Below are 19,234 nucleotides of genomic sequence, written 5' to 3'. Positions count from 1 at the left end.
TTTATCAGCGCAAATATAGGCCAATGACTTTGTACAAAGTGAATGAAATATTTGAAACCATCCAAGGGGAAGGCGTCTTCACTGGTGTCCCAGCGGTATTCGTACGTCTTCAACAATGTCCGGTTGGTTGTGCTTGGTGTGATACTAAGCAAACTTGGGATGCTGAGCCACAAGATCAGCGTAGCTTCGAGCAAATTATTGTCAAACAAGGCGATAGTCCAACATGGTGTCAAGGCTCTGCGGAGCAGATCGTCGCTCAATATCAGCAGCAAGGCTACACCGCCAAACATATTGTGATCACGGGTGGCGAGCCTTGTCTTTATGATCTTGTCCCTTTGACGGAAGCGTTTGAAGCGATTGGCTGTCAATGTCAAATTGAAACCAGTGGTACGTTTGAGATTAAAGCCAGTGCGAAGACTTGGGTGACAGTGTCACCTAAGATCGCAATGAAAGGTAAGTTGCCAATTGTGCCGTCGGCGCTGCAAAGAGCCAATGAGATCAAGCACCCAGTGGGTACAGAAAAAGACATCGCCCAATTAGAAGCGCTATTAGAGCAAGTCACGGTCAGTGCTGATACCATTATTGCTTTACAGCCGATCAGTCAAAAACCACGGGCAACCCAGTTATGTATAGAGACTTGTATTGCTCGTAACTGGCGTTTATCGATCCAAACCCATAAATACTTAAATATTGCTTAAAGGAATCCAACATGAATAGAGCGGTCGTGGTATTCAGTGGTGGGCAAGATTCAACTACCTGTTTAGTACAAGCCTTGCAAGAGTTTGATGAAGTTCATGCGATTACGTTTGATTATGGGCAGCGACACAAACTTGAAATTGAAGTTGCTCAGCAATTAGCACTCAAATTAGGTGTCAAAGCACATAAAGTGATGGATGTCAGCTTGCTTAATGAGTTGGCGATCAGCTCACTGACTCGCGATGATATTCCGGTCTCTCATGAATTGCAGGCAAACGGTTTACCGAATTCCTTTGTCCCGGGACGAAATATTTTGTTTCTGACTTTAGCGGGTATTTACGCTTACCAAATTGGCGCAGAGACGATCATCACCGGTGTTTGTGAGACAGACTTTTCAGGGTATCCGGATTGCCGAAATGATTTTGTCAAAGCGATGAACCATGCTTTGGTGCAAGGTATGGATCGCCAATTAACCATTCGTACTCCGTTAATGTGGCTGAATAAAGCAGAAACATGGGCGTTAGCGGATCAGTATCAAGCTTTGGATTTAGTGCGTAACGAAACGCTGACCTGTTACAACGGCATGATCGGGGATGGCTGTGGGACTTGTCCGGCTTGTGAGCTTCGTAAAGCCGGTCTGAATCAATATTTACAGCACCCTCAATCGGTTAGCCAATCTTTGTTCAGTAAGCACACCATCGATAAAGGGTGATCAAGATAGTGTTTTAAGCGTAAAAGAGTGTAAATACTGTGTATAATGACAGTGTTTACGCTTGACAAGCCTAGAGGCTGAGCTATGCTGGTTATATAACCAGTGGTAAGGAGGTCTCTATGTTGTGGGAAACATTAGAACGCGTTAACCGCCTACGCCAACAGGCGATATCAAACCCTGAGTTCATTCAATCAGCCAAAGAGCACGAGCAAACGTTAAAACACGTTGAGCAAGAGTTCGAACCTAAACGGCGTCGAAAAGCCAGAGCCAACAAAGTCAAAGCGCTGGCGGATATTTATCAACAAACCGAATTTAGTCATAACCCTTCCGGTGTACAACACTAACCTTTTATTCCACTCAGCCAGTCAGGGCTGGGTGGTTTACTGACTCTTTATTGATCATGCTACCTTTTTGTCGCCTAACGGCTTAGTTACAGAGAGGCTTTAACATAATAGGGATTGGTCTGTTTGTTTTCAGAGCCGAATTCTGAACGCACTATGCGGTTCCATAATACCGAGTTAAATTGTCCTTTGGGGATCGATGGATAGAGCGTTTCCAGCTCTTCTTGTGCAAACCGCATAAACTGCTTTTTCTGTTGCTGATTGTATTTGCTCAACACAATGTTGTATTGCTTAATCCATTCGGTTTTAAACGCACGTAAAGCTGGCTCAGCCTGTTCAAGAGGCAAACGAGACAGATAAATTCGTTTATAAGTCACCTTTCGGTCGATCATGGTGAGCATTGTCGTTTGGATGTATTTGCCGTGATGAGTGATAGAAATATCCTCGGTAGAGAATGGGGTTAAACACCAACCACGGGGCAAAAAATTAGTTTGATGATACTGTTGGTTACGTAGCGTTAGCGCTTGGTGCAAAACAATATCGGAGGTTCCACGAAAGGTCGATTGCCATTGACCTATACGAACTTGTATTGAGCCTGGTAGGCGAAACACATTCATAAATTTATCGGCGTTCATAGACATATCATACAACTGCTTTACTTAAGGTGATCTATCCTGCTAATGGGGCTTAGAGCTGAACGGTGAGTCATCATGACAGCCGCGCATCATACCGTAGTCATGGATGAGATAGCGAGTATTTTATCATTAATGAGAGGGATCCTCGTAGGCATGAGATACGAAGGGATTTTTTATCATTACTTGAGAGAGGTGCGATATACCGCTTCGTTCTGTTTACGAAGCGGTATAGGATTAGCAAACGGGTTCGAGCGGTGTTTGGTGCTCAATATCACGCAGGTGTTCACCCACTTGCTGCATTTTATACATTTGCGCGTAACGTCCTTTTTGAGCCAGTAATTCTTGATGTGAGCCTTGTTCGACCAATTCACCATGATGCAAAACAACAATTTTATCGGCTTCCATAATGGTTGATAGGCGGTGGGCAATCACCACTAAGGTCATATCATGGCGTAACGCATGGAGGCTACGCTGTATTAATGCTTCTGTGCCTGAATCGATATTGGCTGTCGCTTCATCTAAGATCAGTATTTTAGGTTTAGCGACTAAGACACGAGCCATCGCGAGCAGTTGTTTTTGTCCGGCGGAGAGATTGGTTTGACCTTGCCCCAATTGAGTGTCTAATTGCTCGGGATAGTGCTGAATCTGCTCAGCCAGTCCGACTTGATGCAACGCTCGCCAAATTGACTCATCACTGATCTTGCGTCCAAGAGCAATGTTATCACGCACTGATGACGGTAGAACATGTGGGTCTTGTTGCACCATGGCAATGTCTTTTCTTAATACGGTTTTATCGAGATCATGAATCGCTCTGCCATCAATCAATAATGCCTCTTGTTCCACCGGATAAAAGCCCATCAATAACGAAGCGATGGTACTTTTACCACTACCGGTATGGCCAACTAAAGCCACAAAGTGCTGATGAGGAATAGTCAAATTAATCTGCTTGAGTACGGTTTGTGTTCCGTCATAGCTGAATGAGAGATTATTTAAACAGATGGCACCACTGGCCAGTGGTCGAGTATCTTCACCATAGGTTTGTTGTGGCGCATCGATCATCTCAAAAATTCGTTCACTGGCAACTAAAGCTTGCTGTAATAGAGCCAGTTGTTGAGTCATTTCTATTAGCGGCTCGGTAATTCGTCCGAGATAGCTAATAAACGCGTAAAGTACGCCAACACCGATTAACTCAGTGCCACTAAAACCAAAAATAGCCACTAAGGTTAATAACGCAATGCCAGCCAATAGATCCATTAATGGACGAAGCAGAATACCATTTAAGGTGATCACTTTTTTACCGGCATTGAAATGTTCGGCGGTCAGTTGTTTGAATTGTTGGTTAAAACGTTGTTCTTGGCGCATTAACTGAATCACACTCATGCCTTGAATCGATTCACTCATGTTGCCATTGATGTCAGTAAGTAAATCACGCATTACTCGATAAGCTGAAGTGCTGAGTTTTTGGAAAAGTAACATGAACCCTATAACCACGGGTAAAAGAACCAGCACGACCAGCGTGAGTTGCCAGCTAAGTAGCCACATTACTACCAGCATGACGGAGATCATCACGATATTTCTAACCACCGAAGCGATCAGTAATTCATAAAACTGTTGCAGCGATTCAGTATCGTTGGTTAACCGTGAGACCAACTTACCGGTTGGCGTGTAATCGAAGGCTGACAGCGGCTGTCGAAGGACACGATTAAAAGCCTGTTTACGAATGGTTTTGATCACGCCTGTAGCGACAATATTAAATTGAATACTTTGCAGATATTGAAACAGCGCTGAGCACAGGGTAAGACCAAGATAACCCGCTGCTAATAGCGTTAACGCTTGCTGCGAATAATCCCCTTTAGCAATGTGTTCATCGATAAAGTGTTGGATAAGCCAAGGCCCCCCTGCATTCGCTACGGCAGCGATAAACAGAAACAACAGGCCAATCATCATCGGCTTGGGTTGTGAGAGAGGGTAGGTAAACAGGCGTTTTATGGTTTGCTTTCTCATGTTTATTCTCCCTCAATCGCTTGAGCCAGTTGTTGATATTGGTACATCTCGGCATACCAAGCGTGATTGGTCAGCAAGCGTTGATGTCGACCGCGTTCGGCGATTCTCCCGTGATTAAGGACAATGATTTCATCGGCTTTCTCTAAAGCGGTTAAGCGATGAGCAATGATAATCAAAGATTGCTGCTGGTTACTTGTTGCAAGGTTACGCAAGATGGTATGTTCAGTGCGTCCATCCACCGCTGATAACGCATCGTCGAGAATCAATATTTCGGCATTCAATAACATCGCACGCGCGATCGCTATGCGCTGTTTTTGTCCACCGGATAACGTGATGCCTTTTTCTCCGACCTCGGTATCGTAACCTGCTGGAAATTTCAAAATATCGTCATGAATACAAGCCAGTTTCGCTGCTTGGTAAACCTCTTCTTGAGTGGCGGTAGGGCAACCTAGGGCAATATTGTCAAATATCGAACGTGAGAAAAGAAAAGGCGATTGGCTCACCACCGCAAATTTACTGCGCCATTGATCCAATTTGGCCTCTTTTATCAACACATCACCATAACGAATCTCTCCATGTTGTAACTCTTGTTGCCGCAGTAGTAAGGCGACTAAGGTCGATTTACCACTACCCACGGGGCCAGCAATACCCAACATCGCACCGGGTTTAAGATGAATATTGCACTGTTCCAAAGCCGCGGGAAGTTGTGCATCCCAGTGAAATTGTTCGATATGGATTGTTAGTGGCTGAGCTTCGTTTGGTAATGCATGATCACCACTGATGATGCTCGGCGCAAGGTCGAGTACCTCTTGCAAGCGATCCCAAGCGGCAGAGCCGCGTTCTAAAATGTTAAATAAAAACGCAAATGCTAACATCGGCCAGATCATCAGGCCGAGATACATAGTGAACGCAGTGAGATCACCCAGACTAATTTCTTGCTGAGCAACCAGATAGGCACCGACGCTGATACTGATAAAAAACGATAAACCAATCGCCAACTGGATCGCGGGATCAAAACGGGCATCGACACGAGCGACGGCAATGTTTTTATCGCCAGTTTCGTTAACCATTCTTTCAAAGCGCTGTTGTTCTTGGTTTTCTAGGCCAAATGCCCGCAACATACGCACGCCATTTAATGACTCTTGAGTCATGTCGGACATATCAGAGAAAGCTTCTTGAGCGACTTTAAAGCGCTGATGAAGAATGCGAACGATGAAAAAAATCGTTAATCCAAGAAAGGGCATAGGTAAAAGCGCCATCAGGGTCAGTTTCCAACTGATCTGTGTGCTCATAATGATCAGCACGGCAATGCCGGTAATCAGTGAGTCCGTTGCGGTAAGCACACCTTCGCCTGCCGTCATAACAATATTTTTCACGTCATTAGTACCGCGCGCCATCAAATCGCCGGTTTTATAGCGTTCAAAAAAACGTGGCGGCTGGTGTGAAAGGTGTTGATAGAGACGATTACGCAGAATACTGCCCAGTTCAAAACTGGCACCAAATAACCAAATACGCCAGAGAATTCGACAACCATAGATGATAAGAATGACCACCAAGAGCCCACCCAGCCATTGCAATACTTCATTACGCGTCATAGTGTTGTCGACGACACCATCCACAATATGGCCAACGGCTTTGGGGGTAATAAGTTGCATGGTTGAAATGAGCACGAACAGTAAGATAGAACCACAATAATGTTGCCAGCGTAGTCTAAAAAACCAGCGTAAATGCCAAAATATTTTCACAACTTTCTCCTAAATTCTCGATGGCGTTTGAGGTATCGTAGATATTCTCTTCCCTGATGACTTGATAACGCCGAGATTCAAAAACTTTCCTTTCCTGTAAAACGCTATGGCTCAAGGAGAGGGAATGGCGATCAATCGCGAGTAGGTAGAGTATTGGGAATCAGTAAGTTACGATAGAATGATTGTTACACGTCTTATTTATTCTTTTTCTCTTTCAATGTTCTGCGTCATTAAATGCTTTCACCACGGTAGTCACATGACTTATGTCTATCTACGCTTATCGTGGTCGATGAACGGATGATCCGTTTGCCACCTAAAGCCGCTCGGGGTGATTGAACTGACTATTATTAACCGATGCTCAATTAATACAAGTTCAATTGTTACTAATGTTAAAAAACGGCATAAAACAGTGAATAAAAAGTGGTTTTATGCCGAAATATCCTCGTCTATGCTGAATGCATCCAGTTTTATAGAGTGTTAGTCGGTTGTAGAGTGTTCTTTCTAATACTGTGAATCACGGCAGTGACGCTTAATGATGAGTTTAGGTACTCGTTATCCCTTTCCTACTTGAATCTGTAGCGGTGTTGGCTACGTTCGTTCACCCCAATCACATCGTTTGTCTACGCTCATGGGGATGATGAGAGCCATCCGTGGCTCTCACCAAAGGCCAGCCTACGGCTGTTCAAATTTGTTCCAGACAAATTTGTTACTCACTTGCCGCCTACCTGCAACTCCAAGTCGTTTGGGTATAGATGACAAGAATGTAATCTTCAGGTCATGTTACTGACAGGCAGCGCAGACTATGATTAATCTGTTCCAGCGACCAAAGCAGATTGTACTTTGGGTTGTGATCAATGTTGAGTTGTCAGGCAATGGCAACATTTTCATTACGTTTATATCGAGGTATTTATGTTACGTAAAGTAGGGTTATTGACCAGTGTTTTGGTGATGTTTAGTGCCGTGACTTTTGCGGCCACCGATGGACATGCCAAACACCATACAAAGATGGCGGCCCCATCGGCACAATCAGCGTCGATTGCGGCTTATCAGGCCATTAATGATAACATGCACCAAGCCATGAATATCAATTTTACCGGTGATGCCGATGTGGATTTTGTGCGCGGAATGATCCCTCACCATGAAGGTGCGGTTGAGATGGCGAAAGTGGTATTAGAGCACGGTAGCGATCCTAAAATTCGTGCTTTGGCGCAAGCGGTCATTGCAGCACAAGAAGAGGAAATTAGCATGATGCAACAATGGTTAGCGGAACGAGGCCTTAACTAATTCGTTAAAGCTTATGCTTAGGGTCTGTTTGTGTGGTCAACAGACCCTAGTGATACGATCCTTTTCGACAATGTTCTCGTTAAGTATTGTTATCGTTTGGTGTTTACGAGAACATAACGCCACCTGTCCTGAACTATAGTAGCGAATGATGAAAATCTTGATCGTAGAAGATGAAAAGAAAACCGGCGATTATTTACAGCAAGGGTTAAGTGAAGCCGGTTTTGTGGTTGATCTGGTACGTGATGGCATTGATGGATTACATCTGGCATTAACAGGAGAGTATGACCTCTTAATATTGGATGTTATGTTACCTGGACTCGATGGGTGGGGGGTGTTAAAGACGATTCGTCGTGCTGAATATCATATGCCGGTGCTGTTTTTGACCGCGCGGGATGCCGTTGAAGATCGTGTGCATGGGCTTGAATTAGGTGCTGATGATTACCTCATCAAGCCTTTTGCTTTTTCCGAATTGCTTGCTCGAGTTCGGACCTTGTCGAGAAGAGGGAAAACGCAAAAGATCGATCACTTACAGGCAGCAGACTTAGCGCTTGATCTGGTGAAACGTCGAGTGATACGAAATGGACAACGAATTGATTTAACAGCGAAAGAATTTATTTTATTAGAGTTATTATTGCGCCGACGAGGTGAAGTTTTATCGCGCTCGTTTATTGCTTCTCAGGTATGGGATATGAATTTTGATAGCGATACGAATGTGATTGAAGTGGCTGTGCGTCGTTTACGAGCGAAAGTTGATGACCCCTTTGAGCCAAAGTTAATTCGTACTGTTCGAGGAATGGGGTACGTGCTTGAGGTTGACGAGACGTGAAATTGGCGCAATCTCTAACCGTTAGACTGGCGGTGTTGTTTGCTCTGATGGCGGGTGGACTATTGATCATCATGGGCGTGTTAATTGAGCGCTCAGTGTCCCTCCATTTCGATGAATTAGATAGCCATGAGCTAGCAACCAAGCTGGCTACTGTAGAAAGACTCCTATCGACGGCGAATTCTCATCACTCACTTGACACCTTATCGCCCCGAATCAATGAGATCCTTGTAGGGCATGATAATGTTGCCATTTTGATCGCTATTGCCGATCAGCAATGGCAATATGCTCTGCGTGCTGAACACCTTGAGCCGATTAAGACTCATTTAGTCACCTCTAAGCAACCTTTTCTCAAATGGAGCGATGCCTCTGGGGCGGATTTTATTGGTATCGCCACTCAGTTTTCTGTGTCATTACCAGAGCTTAGCGACGTTAATGTCTTGGTCGGGTTAGATATCTCTCATCACGTGCATTTTCTTAATACCCTACGCTTACAATTAGGCATCGGGATTGGTATTGCAACGTTATTTGCGGCGATGCTCGGCTGGATGGCCGCCCATAAAGGCTTAGCGCCAATGCGAACGATTGCTGGTACAGCAAGGCGATTATCGGCACATAGCCTTGGGGAACGGTTATCAACAGAAGAGGCACCCAGCGAGATACAAGAACTGGTGCAAGCGTTTAATGGCATGTTAGAGCGTCTCGAACAGTCGTTTCGTCGTTTGAATGAATTTTCTGCCGATATCGCTCATGAGTTACGCTCACCAGTCTCCAACTTGATGACCGAGACACAAGTGGCGTTATCACGCTCTCGCTCGGCAGAGGAGTACCAAGAAGCCTTACATTCTAACCTAGAAGAATTTGAACGCTTAGCCCGGATGATTGCTGATATGCTGTTTTTGGCTAAAGCTGATAATGGCATGCTGCCGAAACCTGAGCAAAATGTTGCACTTGAATCAGAAGTGCGCGCTCTGTTTGAATTTTACGAAGCTTTGGCAGAAGAAAAGGGCTTAACGATGAAGTTGGTCGGTAAGGGCTCCGTGATCGGTGATCGCTTAATGTTACGAAGAGCACTGTCTAATCTTTTATCTAACGCGATTCGACATACTCCCGCTGAACACGTGATTACGGTGACGATAAAAAGGGTTAATCATCAGGTTCACCTTCTAGTGAGTAATCCGGGAGAGCCAATCCCTCGCGATCAGATCCCCTTGGTGTTTGAGCGCTTTCATCGAGGCGATCCTTCTCGTCTACGTCAAGGCGATGGCTCTGGTCTCGGTCTTTCTATTACCCGTTCAATCGTTGAGGCTCATCAAGGTGAGATTATACTGGAGTCTGATCCCCAGCAAACGACATTCACGATACGGCTCCCCGCTCATCCATAAACAGCGGTGAAAATACCAATATAATAAAGGACAGCTACCGTGACTGTCCTTTATCGATCTTAAAGTCTATCAACACCTTCGTTACAACTGACGATTAATGTTCAATCAGCTGTAGGCCATACGGTAAAGCATCACCAAAGACACGTTTTGACTCACTCGCAGAAAGCTCACTGACGCTATCGACCAGAGCTACCCATGCATCCGGAACCTTACTGTGTTTCAGTTTGCTTAACACATCGCGACGCATGGTATCACTAATATCAAACAAGCGATCACCCGTTTTACGGCACATCATCACGGTGGCAAAAGCAATCATCGGTTCTTGTTGCCAGTTTTGCTCAAGCAGAGTGGGTAACCATTGTTCTGCTTGTTCACGCGCAATAACGGTGTGCTGGCTGCCATAGAATAGACTGCGTGAGGTAAGTCGGCCAAATGCCCACCAGTGAGCCTGAGCGAAGTTGGTTTGGTTGAGGGCTTTATTCAAAAACCAAGACGCGAGCAGAACTTTATCTTCAACATCCAGATGTTCTAACGATGCAGCAAGGCGCACCATCGCTTCGTAGCCCATCTCTTGCGCTGCTTTCGCCGTTTGTGGGTTTTTCATCGCACCGGGATGCAAGTATTTGGCAATGTCGGCTAGAATTTGCTCTTGTTGGCTTTGGTTTAATCCCCCTGCAATTCGCCTCCAAAATACCCACCAATCGCTCCAACCTTGTTGATTTTGAAACTGAATACCTTGCTGATAGAGACCCCATACCTGATCGATGCGCCATGGGTCTGTGCTATCACCAAAACCTGGACGTAATGTAAACCCAGCCAAGCGTAGCCAATGTTTTTCGTGTGCTTCTGAGCGACGGCGACGTTTACGTCCTTGAGCTAATACATCAAATAAATGGCGCAGGGTGGTGAAATCCCATTCATCGCGTTTGCCCAGTTGTTTCTCAAGGGTTTTGGTTAAGGTTTTTATCTCGTTATTCGCTGCACTTTTGGTATTACCGCTGTACAAACGGGCGATTAAAGCTTTGCATTCCGATAAGCGAGGATGAAGAGAGGCTGGTTGCTGCATCGCTTCAGTTTGCTGACGAACTTCGAACTCTAATGCCCAGCGTTTACTTTCATCGTTGACGTGAACACACTCTATTTTCAATGTACCAACTTCGGTTAGCTGACAGGCCAGTTGTACTTCAATGCGCTCTTTTTGGTTGGCATGTAAAACGGCCCCTTCACCTTCGAGGCTGGTAATGTAGGGCGGTAAAGGCGTAAATCGTTCCGGTTCAATGTTGATCAGCATCCCATTTTGTATTGGCGCTTTTTCATCAATCGTATCGTAACTGGAGGTAAGAAGGTTAAAACGGACAGGCTCGCCTAACGTTAACGAGAAGCGCCGACCAGTTAAGCGGATCTCTTGCCCTTCTTCACTGCCTTTAGCGAGTAAACACAATGCCTTGCCTAAATGATTCTTTTCGGGAAGATGTAAAAAATACGAGCGGGCAGATCCGCCGCCAATTTTCAGCTGTGCACCACGTCGAGCCTTGGCAAACGCGACAGCACCAAGCGCTACGGCTAAATCAGGGTGAGGGTTATCTAATACGGTTATTGGCGCACCTCGCCAATCGGTCAGCAGTTGGGTAAGACGTTCGGTAATTAATGGACTATTAAAAACCCCACCGTTGAGCAGCAACCCAACGGGTATTGCTGGCTGTGTGGTATCGAGCTGATTGAGTGCTGATAGCGCAACAGATTGATGCTGGTGAAGAAATTCGGCGACATGTTTACTCACTGCAGGGTCAGCGACGTAGGGCAAGCCAAATTCGACCACCGCACGACGCCGCTTATCAGGCAGCTGTGAAAATTCAGACTGTGGAAAGAATCCTTCTAAAGCAATCTGATGCACTTCTTGGCGAGTGAGCGAGACGCTTTTACTGCCACCGAGCAATTTAGAGCCACTGCCTAATAGGGTGATTTTTACGTTGTCTGGGGGATTGGTAGACAGCAGTTGCTCTTTTGCTTGCCGTGTTTGTTGAATCAATTTACTCAGGCTTGCAGCGCTCAGCTTTTGGTTCGTATTGAAATGTTGTTCCGCAAGATGGGCGAGGGCGAGGTCTACGTTATCACCACCGAGCATAAGGTGCTCACCGACACCAACACGATTGAGGATTAAACTTTGCTGGTGTTTGGCTTCAATTAAGCTCAAATCGGTGGTGCCGCCGCCGACATCACAAACTAAAATCAAAGGGACTTCGCTCAGTTGCTCACTGGCGGTAGCGGAATGACGAGCATACCAATCGTAGCAAACGGCTTGTGGCTCTTCTAATAAAATGATGGTAGATAAACCTGCCAATTGCGCAGCATCGAGGGTAAGTTGACGGGCTGTTTCATCAAATGAGGCTGGCACGGTGACTACCACTTCTTGATTTTCTAACCGATCTCCCGGATGGCGGTGATTCCACGCTTGACGGATGTGGTTGAGATAACTCGCACTGGCAATCACTGGTGAGACTTTATCGACATCACTCGCTCCAGCCCAAGGTAAAATGGCGGAGTGTCGGTCGACACTCGGATGAGACAGCCAGCTTTTGGCACTCACCACTTGGCGACCTTCGACTTTGGCACCGAGCGCTCGGGCCCATTCACCAATGATTACCTGAGGAAGATCGCCACTGACCGGTTGATGTTGCCAAGGTAGGGTAAGATCGGCGGCGTTGACTTGCGCTGCTGCTGGGTGATAGCGAAAAGAAGGCAATAACGGTCTACGCACCACTTCACCGGGCCCAATTAATTGATCGATCTCGAACAAAGCCACGGGTGAATGTAATAAATCCGTGGTTAGCTCGCAATAAGCAACGACAGTATTGGTGGTGCCTAAGTCAATGCCCACCAGAAAACGAGGAGATGTCATGACAACCCTTTTCATGAATAAAAACGACACTCTGAAAGTGCCGTTTTTGTAATGGATGACTAAGCGGTCGGTTGCGCTTCTTCACGGACATTGAATTCAACATGCCACGTTTGGCCATTATCAGCGGCGATGGCCTCAAGGCGTAACGTTCCTAACTCAGTGACTCGTGCAGCTAAGGTGACAGGGACAATTTCACCTTCGCGACGGCCTTCTGATACCGGTAAAGTGACTTGGATCTCCGGTAGTTCTTCTAATTCGTCATCTTGCCAATGATCCAGATGGGTGCCTGCGGCATCGTCACGGCGAGTTGTTGAGCCAAAAAACTGGAAGTTAACCGGTTGACCAATCACCAAACCAAAAGTTTGGCTGGGGACGTCGACGCTAGAACCTTCTTCCATACCAAACGGTGCAACACAGAGTGCTTCCATTGGCGGAGCCATACCGGGAATTGCTGGCATCGCACTTTCAATACCCACGTAATAACTCGAAGCTATACCACCACGAATACGCACCCCTTGACCGCGGCGAACCACACCATAATAAGCGGCACCTCTGGCAACGGCTAAGTCTAAGTCAACGCCCGTCAGGCGTTTAGCGATTGGAGCGTTGGCTTCGACTAGCCATTGATTAATGGTGTCTTGCAAACGTTCAGCTAAGAGAGAGGATTTTAACACTCCGCCATTAAACAATATTGCGGTTGGCTTAATAAAAGCGTTTGACGGTGATGATTGGCCGGGCATGCCACCAAGAAATGGATTGAATTCTTGGTCTGTTGCCTCTGTGGTTGCGTTGGCTTGTTTGGCAAGAAACGCGGCAATATGGCGAGTAATACCCGCATCTTGCGCATAAGGTAGGCCTATTTGGGTTAATGCGCCACGGCTGCGTTGCTGCGGATGATCATTAATCGTCACTTTCGGGAAGAAGCCGTCAATCAGCATTTGCTGAACGTCATCTTGTGTTAACTCGGTTTTCAATGTGCTACCGAGCAGTTTGGATCCGCGACTTGGCACAACAATCGGCATCGCTTGTCGTTGACTATCATTCAATAATACTTCTTTGGCATCGCGGCAAGCGTGAGTCATCGCTTGCACTTGCCAAGGTTGTAGATCTTTACCTTCTTTGGCCAGCTTCATTTTTAAGTGGTAGGCAAGAGCGAGATCCATATTATCGCCACCGAGCAAAATATGCTCACCGACGGCGATGCGTTGCAAACTTAGTGTTCCTTCATCTTCGGTCACTTCAACCAGTGATAGGTCGGTAGTACCACCCCCAATATCCACCACCAGTACGATATCGCCGACATTGACCTGATCACGCCATTGATCATGACTATTATCGATCCAGCTATACAGTGCGGCTTGAGGCTCTTCGAGTAAGGTCAAATGGGTTAAGCCAATATTCCGCGCCGCTTCAGCCGTGAGCTCTCGCGCTGCCGGATCGAACGAGGCGGGTACGGTGATGGTTACTTCTTGATCACAGAGCGGATGTTCGGGATGAGTGTGATCCCACGCTTGTTTTAAGTGCTCAAGGTAAAGCTCGGTGGCGCGTAGAGGGGAGAGTTTCTCCACTTCTTCGGGACTGCCAGCAGGTAAAAATGCTTCACGACGATTCACACCGCCATGGCATAACCAAGATTTCGCACTGGCCACCAAGCGAATCGGTGTTTTAGCGCCAAGGTTGCGGGCAATCGCGCCTACTAAGGCATTGGGTTTATCTGTCCATGGCAATACACGAGACGCTGGATTCATTTCGTGTTCATGGGGTTGATAGACGAAAGAACCAAGCTGATTGAGCGATTCGACGCTACCCGGTGCGCTGAGCTGAGGAATCGGCATCACTTGCAGACTCGCGTGTTCGTTGCGTGTATCACTATAGGCAAGCACACAGTGAGTCGTACCTAAATCAATACCGACACTAAAAGTTGCTGATGGTTGCGTGGAGAGATCGTGTTGATGTTCCATTATAGCTCCACCTCTGCTGGGGCAATGATTGAGGGATCATAATGCTCGGCCAGTTTCGGCAAGTGTAGTGCGCTGGCTTTCCACCCTTTGTGGATCAACGTACCAGTAAACGGTGCTTGTCCGGTCACGTTGCCGATCAAACGAATCGCTTGCGAGTTGAACCCTTGTTCAACGGTGATGCGGGTCTCTTCTTCTTCAGTACGAATTGGCTCTAACGTTAAGTATTCTTTGAGAACTTTTTGACCGCCCGAATGGATAACGCGAGCCGCTGCACCGACTTCTTCGTCAGAGAATGCGCTGAGTTCTTCTTGTAAAAAGTCAATGAAGCGGGCTTCTTTTTGCAAAATAGCCAGCAATTGCAGTGCCGAGTCAGTGGATGTGGTGGCAAGCTTGGATTCTACTTCGACCACTTTTTCGACGATTTTTTCTACTTCAACAATCTTTTCGACTTCAATAATTTTCTCCACCGGTTTTTCCACTTCGACGATCTTCTCAATCGGCTTTTCAACGATGGTTTCTATCACACGCGGTTTACGAAGAATCAGTAATAACAGGGCAAATAAGCTGAAAATAGCAAGGACAGCGTGGAGCATGTCGACGGTGGTTGGTATAGCGCTTAAATCGAAGTTCATGATGAATTCTCAATATTAGGTCTAACAAATACAGCGTGGTGCAGTATTTTGATGATCAGAATAGCTTGATAAATAAGGGCAGATATTAGCATATTCAACCGATGAGGCATGGTTAAATCGGTGTTTTCAGGGTGAGAGTGCGACTATTCGTTCGCTTTTTAAGCGCTCAACGTGGTGATTTGCCGAGTTTGTCGACAATCGTTTTAAAATTGCGGCAACCAATCGTGGTGCTACGGTTTAATCGTCGAGTTTTGGCAGAGAGTTGGGTAGTATTTGTGGTTTATTGACAATCAGTCACGGAATAAACGAATGAATTACAACCGAGTGGTGTGTTTTGACCTCGAAATGTGTTGCTGGAATGAGAACGGCGTAGGCACTACCGGAGAGATCATCGAAGTGGGGTTGGCTGAAATCGATCTTACGGCGGGTAAAATCGTCAAGCGTGCTCAATATTATGTTCAACCCGAGCAGGATAAAATTTCTGAGTTTTGCGTTGAACTAACGGGGATTACTCCGCGTAAAGTGGCTAAACAAGGCCGCCCCCTTGCCGATGTGTTGCGGTCGATGGTGAAAAATTTTGGTGGCAGTAAGAAAATTTATGCGTGTTGGGGAAGAGACGATTTGATCTTAGCCAAAGAGTGCGCGCAAAAAGGTCTGCCTATGCCGATCCACGAATGCATCAATATAGCGACCTTATATCGTCTTCAACATCGTTTAAAAGATAAACGGATCGGGCATCGAGCGGCGCAAGAAGCACAGGGTATTGATTGGGAAGGACGTCAGCATTCCGGTTATGTCGATGCTTACAATCTGGCAAAACTGGCATTAACGATGTTTTAAACATTCATCGATCTATTTATATGGCAAATCTCTCAATAAAAACGCGATGACAATGCTCAAAGGAAAAATCTGACTTAAACTGGTAGTAATCAATGGATAAGTAAGGTTATCAGGATGAAATTTACCAGTATTCGCCAACAGGTTTTAACCTTTAGTGTGTTAGCCCTTTTATCAATCACCCTTGCGGTGATTGGTTTTAGTTATCATAGCAGTCAAATTTTATCGGCTTCCGTTAATCAACAGGTCGATCAAGAGCTGCGCCGTCAAGCGTTACAAAACATGCAGCTTATTGCAACGCAAGAAGCGTTAGGAGTGAAAAGTCGTTTTGACCAAGCGATGCTCATTTCACAGTCATTATCGAGTAGCTTAGAAGGTGAGCGTCCTTCTCGTGAAGTGGTCACTGAAATGTTACGCAGTGTTTTTCTTCAACATCCCGATTTGCTAGGTATTTATACCGGTTGGGAAGCGCATCAATTCGATGGTGATGATATCTTTTCGCTCGGCTTACCGCATAGCAAAGATAATGGTCAATTCGCCCCCTACTGGAATCGCTCGGCTTCGGGGCAACTAGGGATGCGTCCATTAGGTAATATGTACGATAAAACCGTTTCTTCGACAGGCGTACGTAATTCTGAATGGTATTTATGCCCCATCGAAACGGGCAGAAATTGCGTGATTGATCCTGCAAGTTACGATATCCAAGGTGTACAAACCTTGTTGAGTTCTTTTGTTTCTCCTGTGATGGTTAATGGTAAAGCGGCGGGGATGGTTGGTGTCGATTATTCGTTAAACTTCCTGCAACGCATTGCTGCCGACACCCAAAAACATATTGATCGTCAAGCGCGAGTCCTCATCCTTAGCCCGAAAAATATCGTGAGTGCAGATAGTTCAGAAGCCGCTAATGTTGGTAAAGCTCTTCAACAGACCGGTGTCGCTCAGTTGATCAGTAAGCGGGTGGTTGGACAAAGCCGGATTGAAGATAATTCAGTGATCGCATCAGCGCAGTTTCGTGCTCATGGCGTGAATGATAACTGGGAAGTGATTGTGATATTACCGGTTTCTGTGGCATTAGCTCAGGCCGCTGTGATCTCCCAGCAATTAGATCAAGGTTTTGCCGCTAATCTACAAGGTCAGCTTTGGGTCGGTGGTTTACTCATCTTATTAGGTATTATCGCCATGTGGGTCATGGCATTATCAATCAGCCGTCCGATTCAAAAGCTGGTTGGTTTGGTTGAAAAACTCACCCAATCTGGAGGTGATTTAACCCAAACCATTAAAATTGATCGCCGTGATGAAACCGGGCAATTGGCTCATCATTTAAATACCTTTGTCGGTAATGTTCGCTCGATAGTCTCTGATGTCGCTCAGCAAATGGATGGCTTAACGGAAAGCACGCAGCGTTCGGCTTCTTATGCGAAACAGGGCGTCGATCAGATTAGACATCAACGGGCAGAAATAGAGCAAGTGGTAACCGCAACCAATGAAATGTCTTCTACTGCGCACAGTGTTTCCGACAATGCTCAAGAGACGGCCAGCGCCGTGACTCAAGCTCAGCAAGAAATTAACCAAAGCCAGCGCGAAGTAGAACAAAGTGCCGAAGGCTTGAAACGTTTAGCTAATGATCTTCTTAAATCTGCGCAAGAGATAGAAGAGCTGGAAGCGCAAAGTGAGCAAGTGGGGTCAATCTTGGATGTCATTCGAGCCATCTCTGAGCAGACCAACTTATTGGCATTAAACGCAGCGATTGAAGCGGCGCGTGCTGGTGATCAAGGACGCGGCTTCGCCGTAGTGGCTGACGAGGTGCGTAACCTTGCCACGCGCACTGCGCAGTCCACCGATGAAATACAAACCATGATCGATACCTTACGTCAGCGCAGTAAAAAAGCGGTCGCCACGGTGAATGAAAGTCGCGAGCAGAGTAATAACTGCCAAGCGTTATCACAACGTGCTGTCGATGCTTTAAAAGAAGTGCGCGCACAAAGTGAGCGTATTCAAGACATGGCCCACCAAATCGCCACCGCAGCAGAAGAGCAGGCGGCGGTGACTGAAGAGGTGAATCGTAATATTGTGGCGATTAATGATGCGGCGAATGAAATTGATCATGGTGCCAGTGCCGCCAATCAAGAGAGTCGTGATGCGGCGAATCGAGTGAGTGCGGTGAGCTCGCGTTTAAATCAGTTTAAATACTAACGAACGGTCTTGGAGACCTTGATGGGCGTATTGCTTAGCTCCCATCAAGGTCATCGTGGAATTCAACATTAAAGAAAGTAAAAACAGCAAACAAATAAATCATCAAGTGAAGGTCGCGTTAATTCGAGAACTTCGCTTTATTTTTTCGGATTAACAACCATCAGTTTTGCGCGAATAAACTGACTGTGGTCAACGTACAGTAACTCGGCCGTTTTACGGATCACCGCATCTTCTAGTGGATCAATCTCACCATCCGCATGGGCAACTTCCCACATCGCTTTTATTAACTCAAATCGTTTACCTTGGGTTAATTCTCGTAGCTGAGAGGTAAATTCATACAATGATGCCGATTGACGTATTTGTTGCTCAGCACGGCTAATCAAAGCTTGTGCTTCACTGTCGTCTATTGCAAGTAAACGTTGCAGTAAGGCTAGCTTCGCTTGTCGTTCTGTGGGGGTTATTTTTTGATCTGAACCGGCGACCTCACTCAATAAACAAGCGATTGCAAAATTAGGGCTAGGAGAAGGTTGACTTAGATCGTGCCCGTCGAGGAGCTGTTTAAATAAGGCGGTAATAGTATTGAACATAAAAAATACCTTTCTCTATATGCGGTACCAGTGAACGTTAATGATTGGAGGATAAAACGCTGCCACAGTTCCCTTATTGTTGTAGAAAATGGCGCAGAGAAGGTGCTTATTCAAGCGTTGAGAGAGTTAAACGCTTACAGTTCCCAGTCACTGATCATTTCTACAAACTCCGAACTGCTTTGTTCATGGGCAAGCAGCAGTAGGGCGACTAAAGCTTCAACTTGAACGCTCTGTGGATTGGGTTCATTGAGTAATTGAGTAATACGCTCACGGATCAGATTGATTTCATGCTGAACAAAACCGCGACCCTCTTCCTCGCCTTCACCTTCTTCTGGAGCATTATCAAATTGTAAAAACAGCATATCGTTATCGTGCTGAGTACCGACTAAACGTTCGGGCAGCCAAAGTTCTCCCATGACGACTTCAGGGTCACAATCAGCAGGCAGGTCATCAAGTCTTAGTTTCAGTTCAGAAGCTTTCACAGTATTTTCTACTTAGTT

At 46.1% G+C, this 19,234-nt stretch carries 16 protein-coding genes; 8 read left to right on the top strand and 8 right to left on the bottom strand.

Features of this window, described 5'->3' with window-relative positions; translation table 11 throughout:
• The first annotated feature begins 23 nt into the window (after positions 1-23).
• The 3 genes from queE to FKN88_RS02430 all read left to right on the top strand — a co-directional run bounded on the left by queE (position 24) and on the right by FKN88_RS02430 (position 1,752).
• Positions 24-698: a 7-carboxy-7-deazaguanine synthase QueE gene (gene queE, locus FKN88_RS02440; protein ID WP_306687170.1), complete on the top strand. Its 675-nt coding sequence runs from the start codon at positions 24-26 to the stop codon at positions 696-698.
• Between the two features lie 11 nt (positions 699-709).
• Positions 710-1,408, top strand: a complete 699-nt coding sequence (gene queC, locus FKN88_RS02435; protein ID WP_154168088.1) for a 7-cyano-7-deazaguanine synthase QueC — start codon at positions 710-712, stop codon at positions 1,406-1,408.
• 119 nt (positions 1,409-1,527) lie between these two features.
• Positions 1,528-1,752 (top strand): hypothetical protein, encoded by a 225-nt coding sequence (locus tag FKN88_RS02430; RefSeq protein ID WP_004395197.1) that lies wholly within the window; start codon positions 1,528-1,530, stop codon positions 1,750-1,752.
• Between the two features lie 86 nt (positions 1,753-1,838).
• Here the strand turns inward: FKN88_RS02430 and FKN88_RS02425 are convergent, their stop codons facing one another.
• From FKN88_RS02425 to FKN88_RS02415, 3 genes are all read right to left on the bottom strand, one after another.
• Complete coding sequence (locus tag FKN88_RS02425) at positions 1,839-2,384, bottom strand: hypothetical protein (protein WP_154170639.1); 546 nt, start codon at positions 2,382-2,384, stop codon at positions 1,839-1,841.
• Between the two features lie 234 nt (positions 2,385-2,618).
• Positions 2,619-4,388 (bottom strand): ABC transporter transmembrane domain-containing protein, encoded by a 1,770-nt coding sequence (locus FKN88_RS02420; protein ID WP_154168090.1) that lies wholly within the window; start codon positions 4,386-4,388, stop codon positions 2,619-2,621.
• Positions 4,389-4,390: 2 nt separating this feature from the next.
• Complete coding sequence (locus FKN88_RS02415; protein WP_154168092.1) at positions 4,391-6,133, bottom strand: ABC transporter transmembrane domain-containing protein; 1,743 nt, start codon at positions 6,131-6,133, stop codon at positions 4,391-4,393.
• A gap of 909 nt (positions 6,134-7,042) precedes the next feature.
• On the opposite strand from FKN88_RS02415, the gene FKN88_RS02410 reads away from it, so the two are divergent.
• The 3 genes from FKN88_RS02410 to FKN88_RS02400 all read left to right on the top strand — a co-directional run bounded on the left by FKN88_RS02410 (position 7,043) and on the right by FKN88_RS02400 (position 9,625).
• Positions 7,043-7,417 (top strand): DUF305 domain-containing protein, encoded by a 375-nt coding sequence (locus FKN88_RS02410; protein ID WP_154168094.1) that lies wholly within the window; start codon positions 7,043-7,045, stop codon positions 7,415-7,417.
• 148 nt (positions 7,418-7,565) lie between these two features.
• Positions 7,566-8,243 carry a heavy metal response regulator transcription factor gene (locus FKN88_RS02405; protein ID WP_004395202.1) on the top strand — a complete coding sequence of 226 codons (678 nt, stop codon included), beginning with the start codon at positions 7,566-7,568 and terminating at the stop codon, positions 8,241-8,243.
• On the top strand, positions 8,240-9,625 hold the full coding sequence (locus FKN88_RS02400; protein ID WP_154168096.1) for a heavy metal sensor histidine kinase: 1,386 nt from the start codon (positions 8,240-8,242) through the stop codon (positions 9,623-9,625). Before FKN88_RS02405 ends, FKN88_RS02400 begins: the two co-directional genes overlap by 4 nt.
• A gap of 94 nt (positions 9,626-9,719) precedes the next feature.
• Here the strand turns inward: FKN88_RS02400 and FKN88_RS02395 are convergent, their stop codons facing one another.
• Genes FKN88_RS02395 through FKN88_RS02385 form a run of 3 tightly spaced genes read right to left on the bottom strand, consistent with a single transcriptional unit; the run spans position 9,720 to position 15,117 of the window.
• On the bottom strand, positions 9,720-12,524 hold the full coding sequence (locus tag FKN88_RS02395; protein WP_154168098.1) for an Hsp70 family protein: 2,805 nt from the start codon (positions 12,522-12,524) through the stop codon (positions 9,720-9,722).
• Positions 12,525-12,583: 59 nt separating this feature from the next.
• Positions 12,584-14,485 carry an Hsp70 family protein gene (locus FKN88_RS02390; RefSeq protein ID WP_154168100.1) on the bottom strand — a complete coding sequence of 634 codons (1,902 nt, stop codon included), beginning with the start codon at positions 14,483-14,485 and terminating at the stop codon, positions 12,584-12,586.
• On the bottom strand, positions 14,485-15,117 hold the full coding sequence (locus FKN88_RS02385) for a DUF2760 domain-containing protein (protein ID WP_154168102.1): 633 nt from the start codon (positions 15,115-15,117) through the stop codon (positions 14,485-14,487). The genes FKN88_RS02390 and FKN88_RS02385 overlap by 1 nt, the downstream gene beginning before the upstream one ends.
• Before the next feature lie 309 nt (positions 15,118-15,426).
• Here FKN88_RS02385 and FKN88_RS02380 point away from each other — a divergent pair, with 309 nt between their 5' ends.
• Together FKN88_RS02380 and FKN88_RS02375 are read left to right on the top strand one after the other, a co-directional pair.
• Complete coding sequence (locus tag FKN88_RS02380; protein ID WP_154168104.1) at positions 15,427-15,957, top strand: 3'-5' exonuclease; 531 nt, start codon at positions 15,427-15,429, stop codon at positions 15,955-15,957.
• 114 nt (positions 15,958-16,071) lie between these two features.
• Positions 16,072-18,147, top strand: coding sequence for a methyl-accepting chemotaxis protein (locus FKN88_RS02375; protein WP_154168106.1), 2,076 nt, complete (start codon positions 16,072-16,074; stop codon positions 18,145-18,147).
• Positions 18,148-18,284: 137 nt separating this feature from the next.
• Here the strand turns inward: FKN88_RS02375 and FKN88_RS02370 are convergent, their stop codons facing one another.
• Complete coding sequence (locus tag FKN88_RS02370; protein ID WP_040904279.1) at positions 18,285-18,734, bottom strand: TerB family tellurite resistance protein; 450 nt, start codon at positions 18,732-18,734, stop codon at positions 18,285-18,287.
• A gap of 134 nt (positions 18,735-18,868) precedes the next feature.
• On the bottom strand, positions 18,869-19,216 hold the full coding sequence (locus FKN88_RS02365) for a hypothetical protein (RefSeq protein ID WP_004395210.1): 348 nt from the start codon (positions 19,214-19,216) through the stop codon (positions 18,869-18,871).
• Between the last annotated feature and the right edge of the window lie 18 nt (positions 19,217-19,234).

Origin of the sequence: Vibrio sp. 2017_1457_13 (assembly GCF_030851525.1) — a bacterium.
In the GTDB taxonomy this organism is placed as follows: Bacteria; Pseudomonadota; Gammaproteobacteria; order Enterobacterales; family Vibrionaceae; genus Vibrio; species Vibrio metschnikovii.
Note: the sequence above shows the minus strand (reverse complement) of the source record. Positions and strands in the feature narration are given on the sequence as shown.

Bases quoted from the DNA above. Each gene is read 5' to 3' on its own strand.
- queE (WP_306687170.1), top strand. From the start codon at position 24: ATGACTTTGTACAAAGTGAATGAAATATTTGAAACCATCCAAGGGGAA.
- queC (WP_154168088.1), top strand. From the start codon at position 710: ATGAATAGAGCGGTCGTGGTATTCAGTGGTGGGCAAGATTCAACTACC.
- FKN88_RS02430 (WP_004395197.1), top strand. From the start codon at position 1,528: ATGTTGTGGGAAACATTAGAACGCGTTAACCGCCTACGCCAACAGGCG.
- FKN88_RS02425 (WP_154170639.1), bottom strand. From the start codon at position 2,384: ATGAACGCCGATAAATTTATGAATGTGTTTCGCCTACCAGGCTCAATA.
- FKN88_RS02420 (WP_154168090.1), bottom strand. From the start codon at position 4,388: ATGAGAAAGCAAACCATAAAACGCCTGTTTACCTACCCTCTCTCACAA.
- FKN88_RS02410 (WP_154168094.1), top strand. From the start codon at position 7,043: ATGTTACGTAAAGTAGGGTTATTGACCAGTGTTTTGGTGATGTTTAGT.
- FKN88_RS02405 (WP_004395202.1), top strand. From the start codon at position 7,566: ATGAAAATCTTGATCGTAGAAGATGAAAAGAAAACCGGCGATTATTTA.
- FKN88_RS02395 (WP_154168098.1), bottom strand. From the start codon at position 12,524: ATGACATCTCCTCGTTTTCTGGTGGGCATTGACTTAGGCACCACCAAT.
- FKN88_RS02390 (WP_154168100.1), bottom strand. From the start codon at position 14,485: ATGGAACATCAACACGATCTCTCCACGCAACCATCAGCAACTTTTAGT.
- FKN88_RS02385 (WP_154168102.1), bottom strand. From the start codon at position 15,117: ATGAACTTCGATTTAAGCGCTATACCAACCACCGTCGACATGCTCCAC.
- FKN88_RS02380 (WP_154168104.1), top strand. From the start codon at position 15,427: ATGAATTACAACCGAGTGGTGTGTTTTGACCTCGAAATGTGTTGCTGG.
- FKN88_RS02375 (WP_154168106.1), top strand. From the start codon at position 16,072: ATGAAATTTACCAGTATTCGCCAACAGGTTTTAACCTTTAGTGTGTTA.
- FKN88_RS02370 (WP_040904279.1), bottom strand. From the start codon at position 18,734: ATGTTCAATACTATTACCGCCTTATTTAAACAGCTCCTCGACGGGCAC.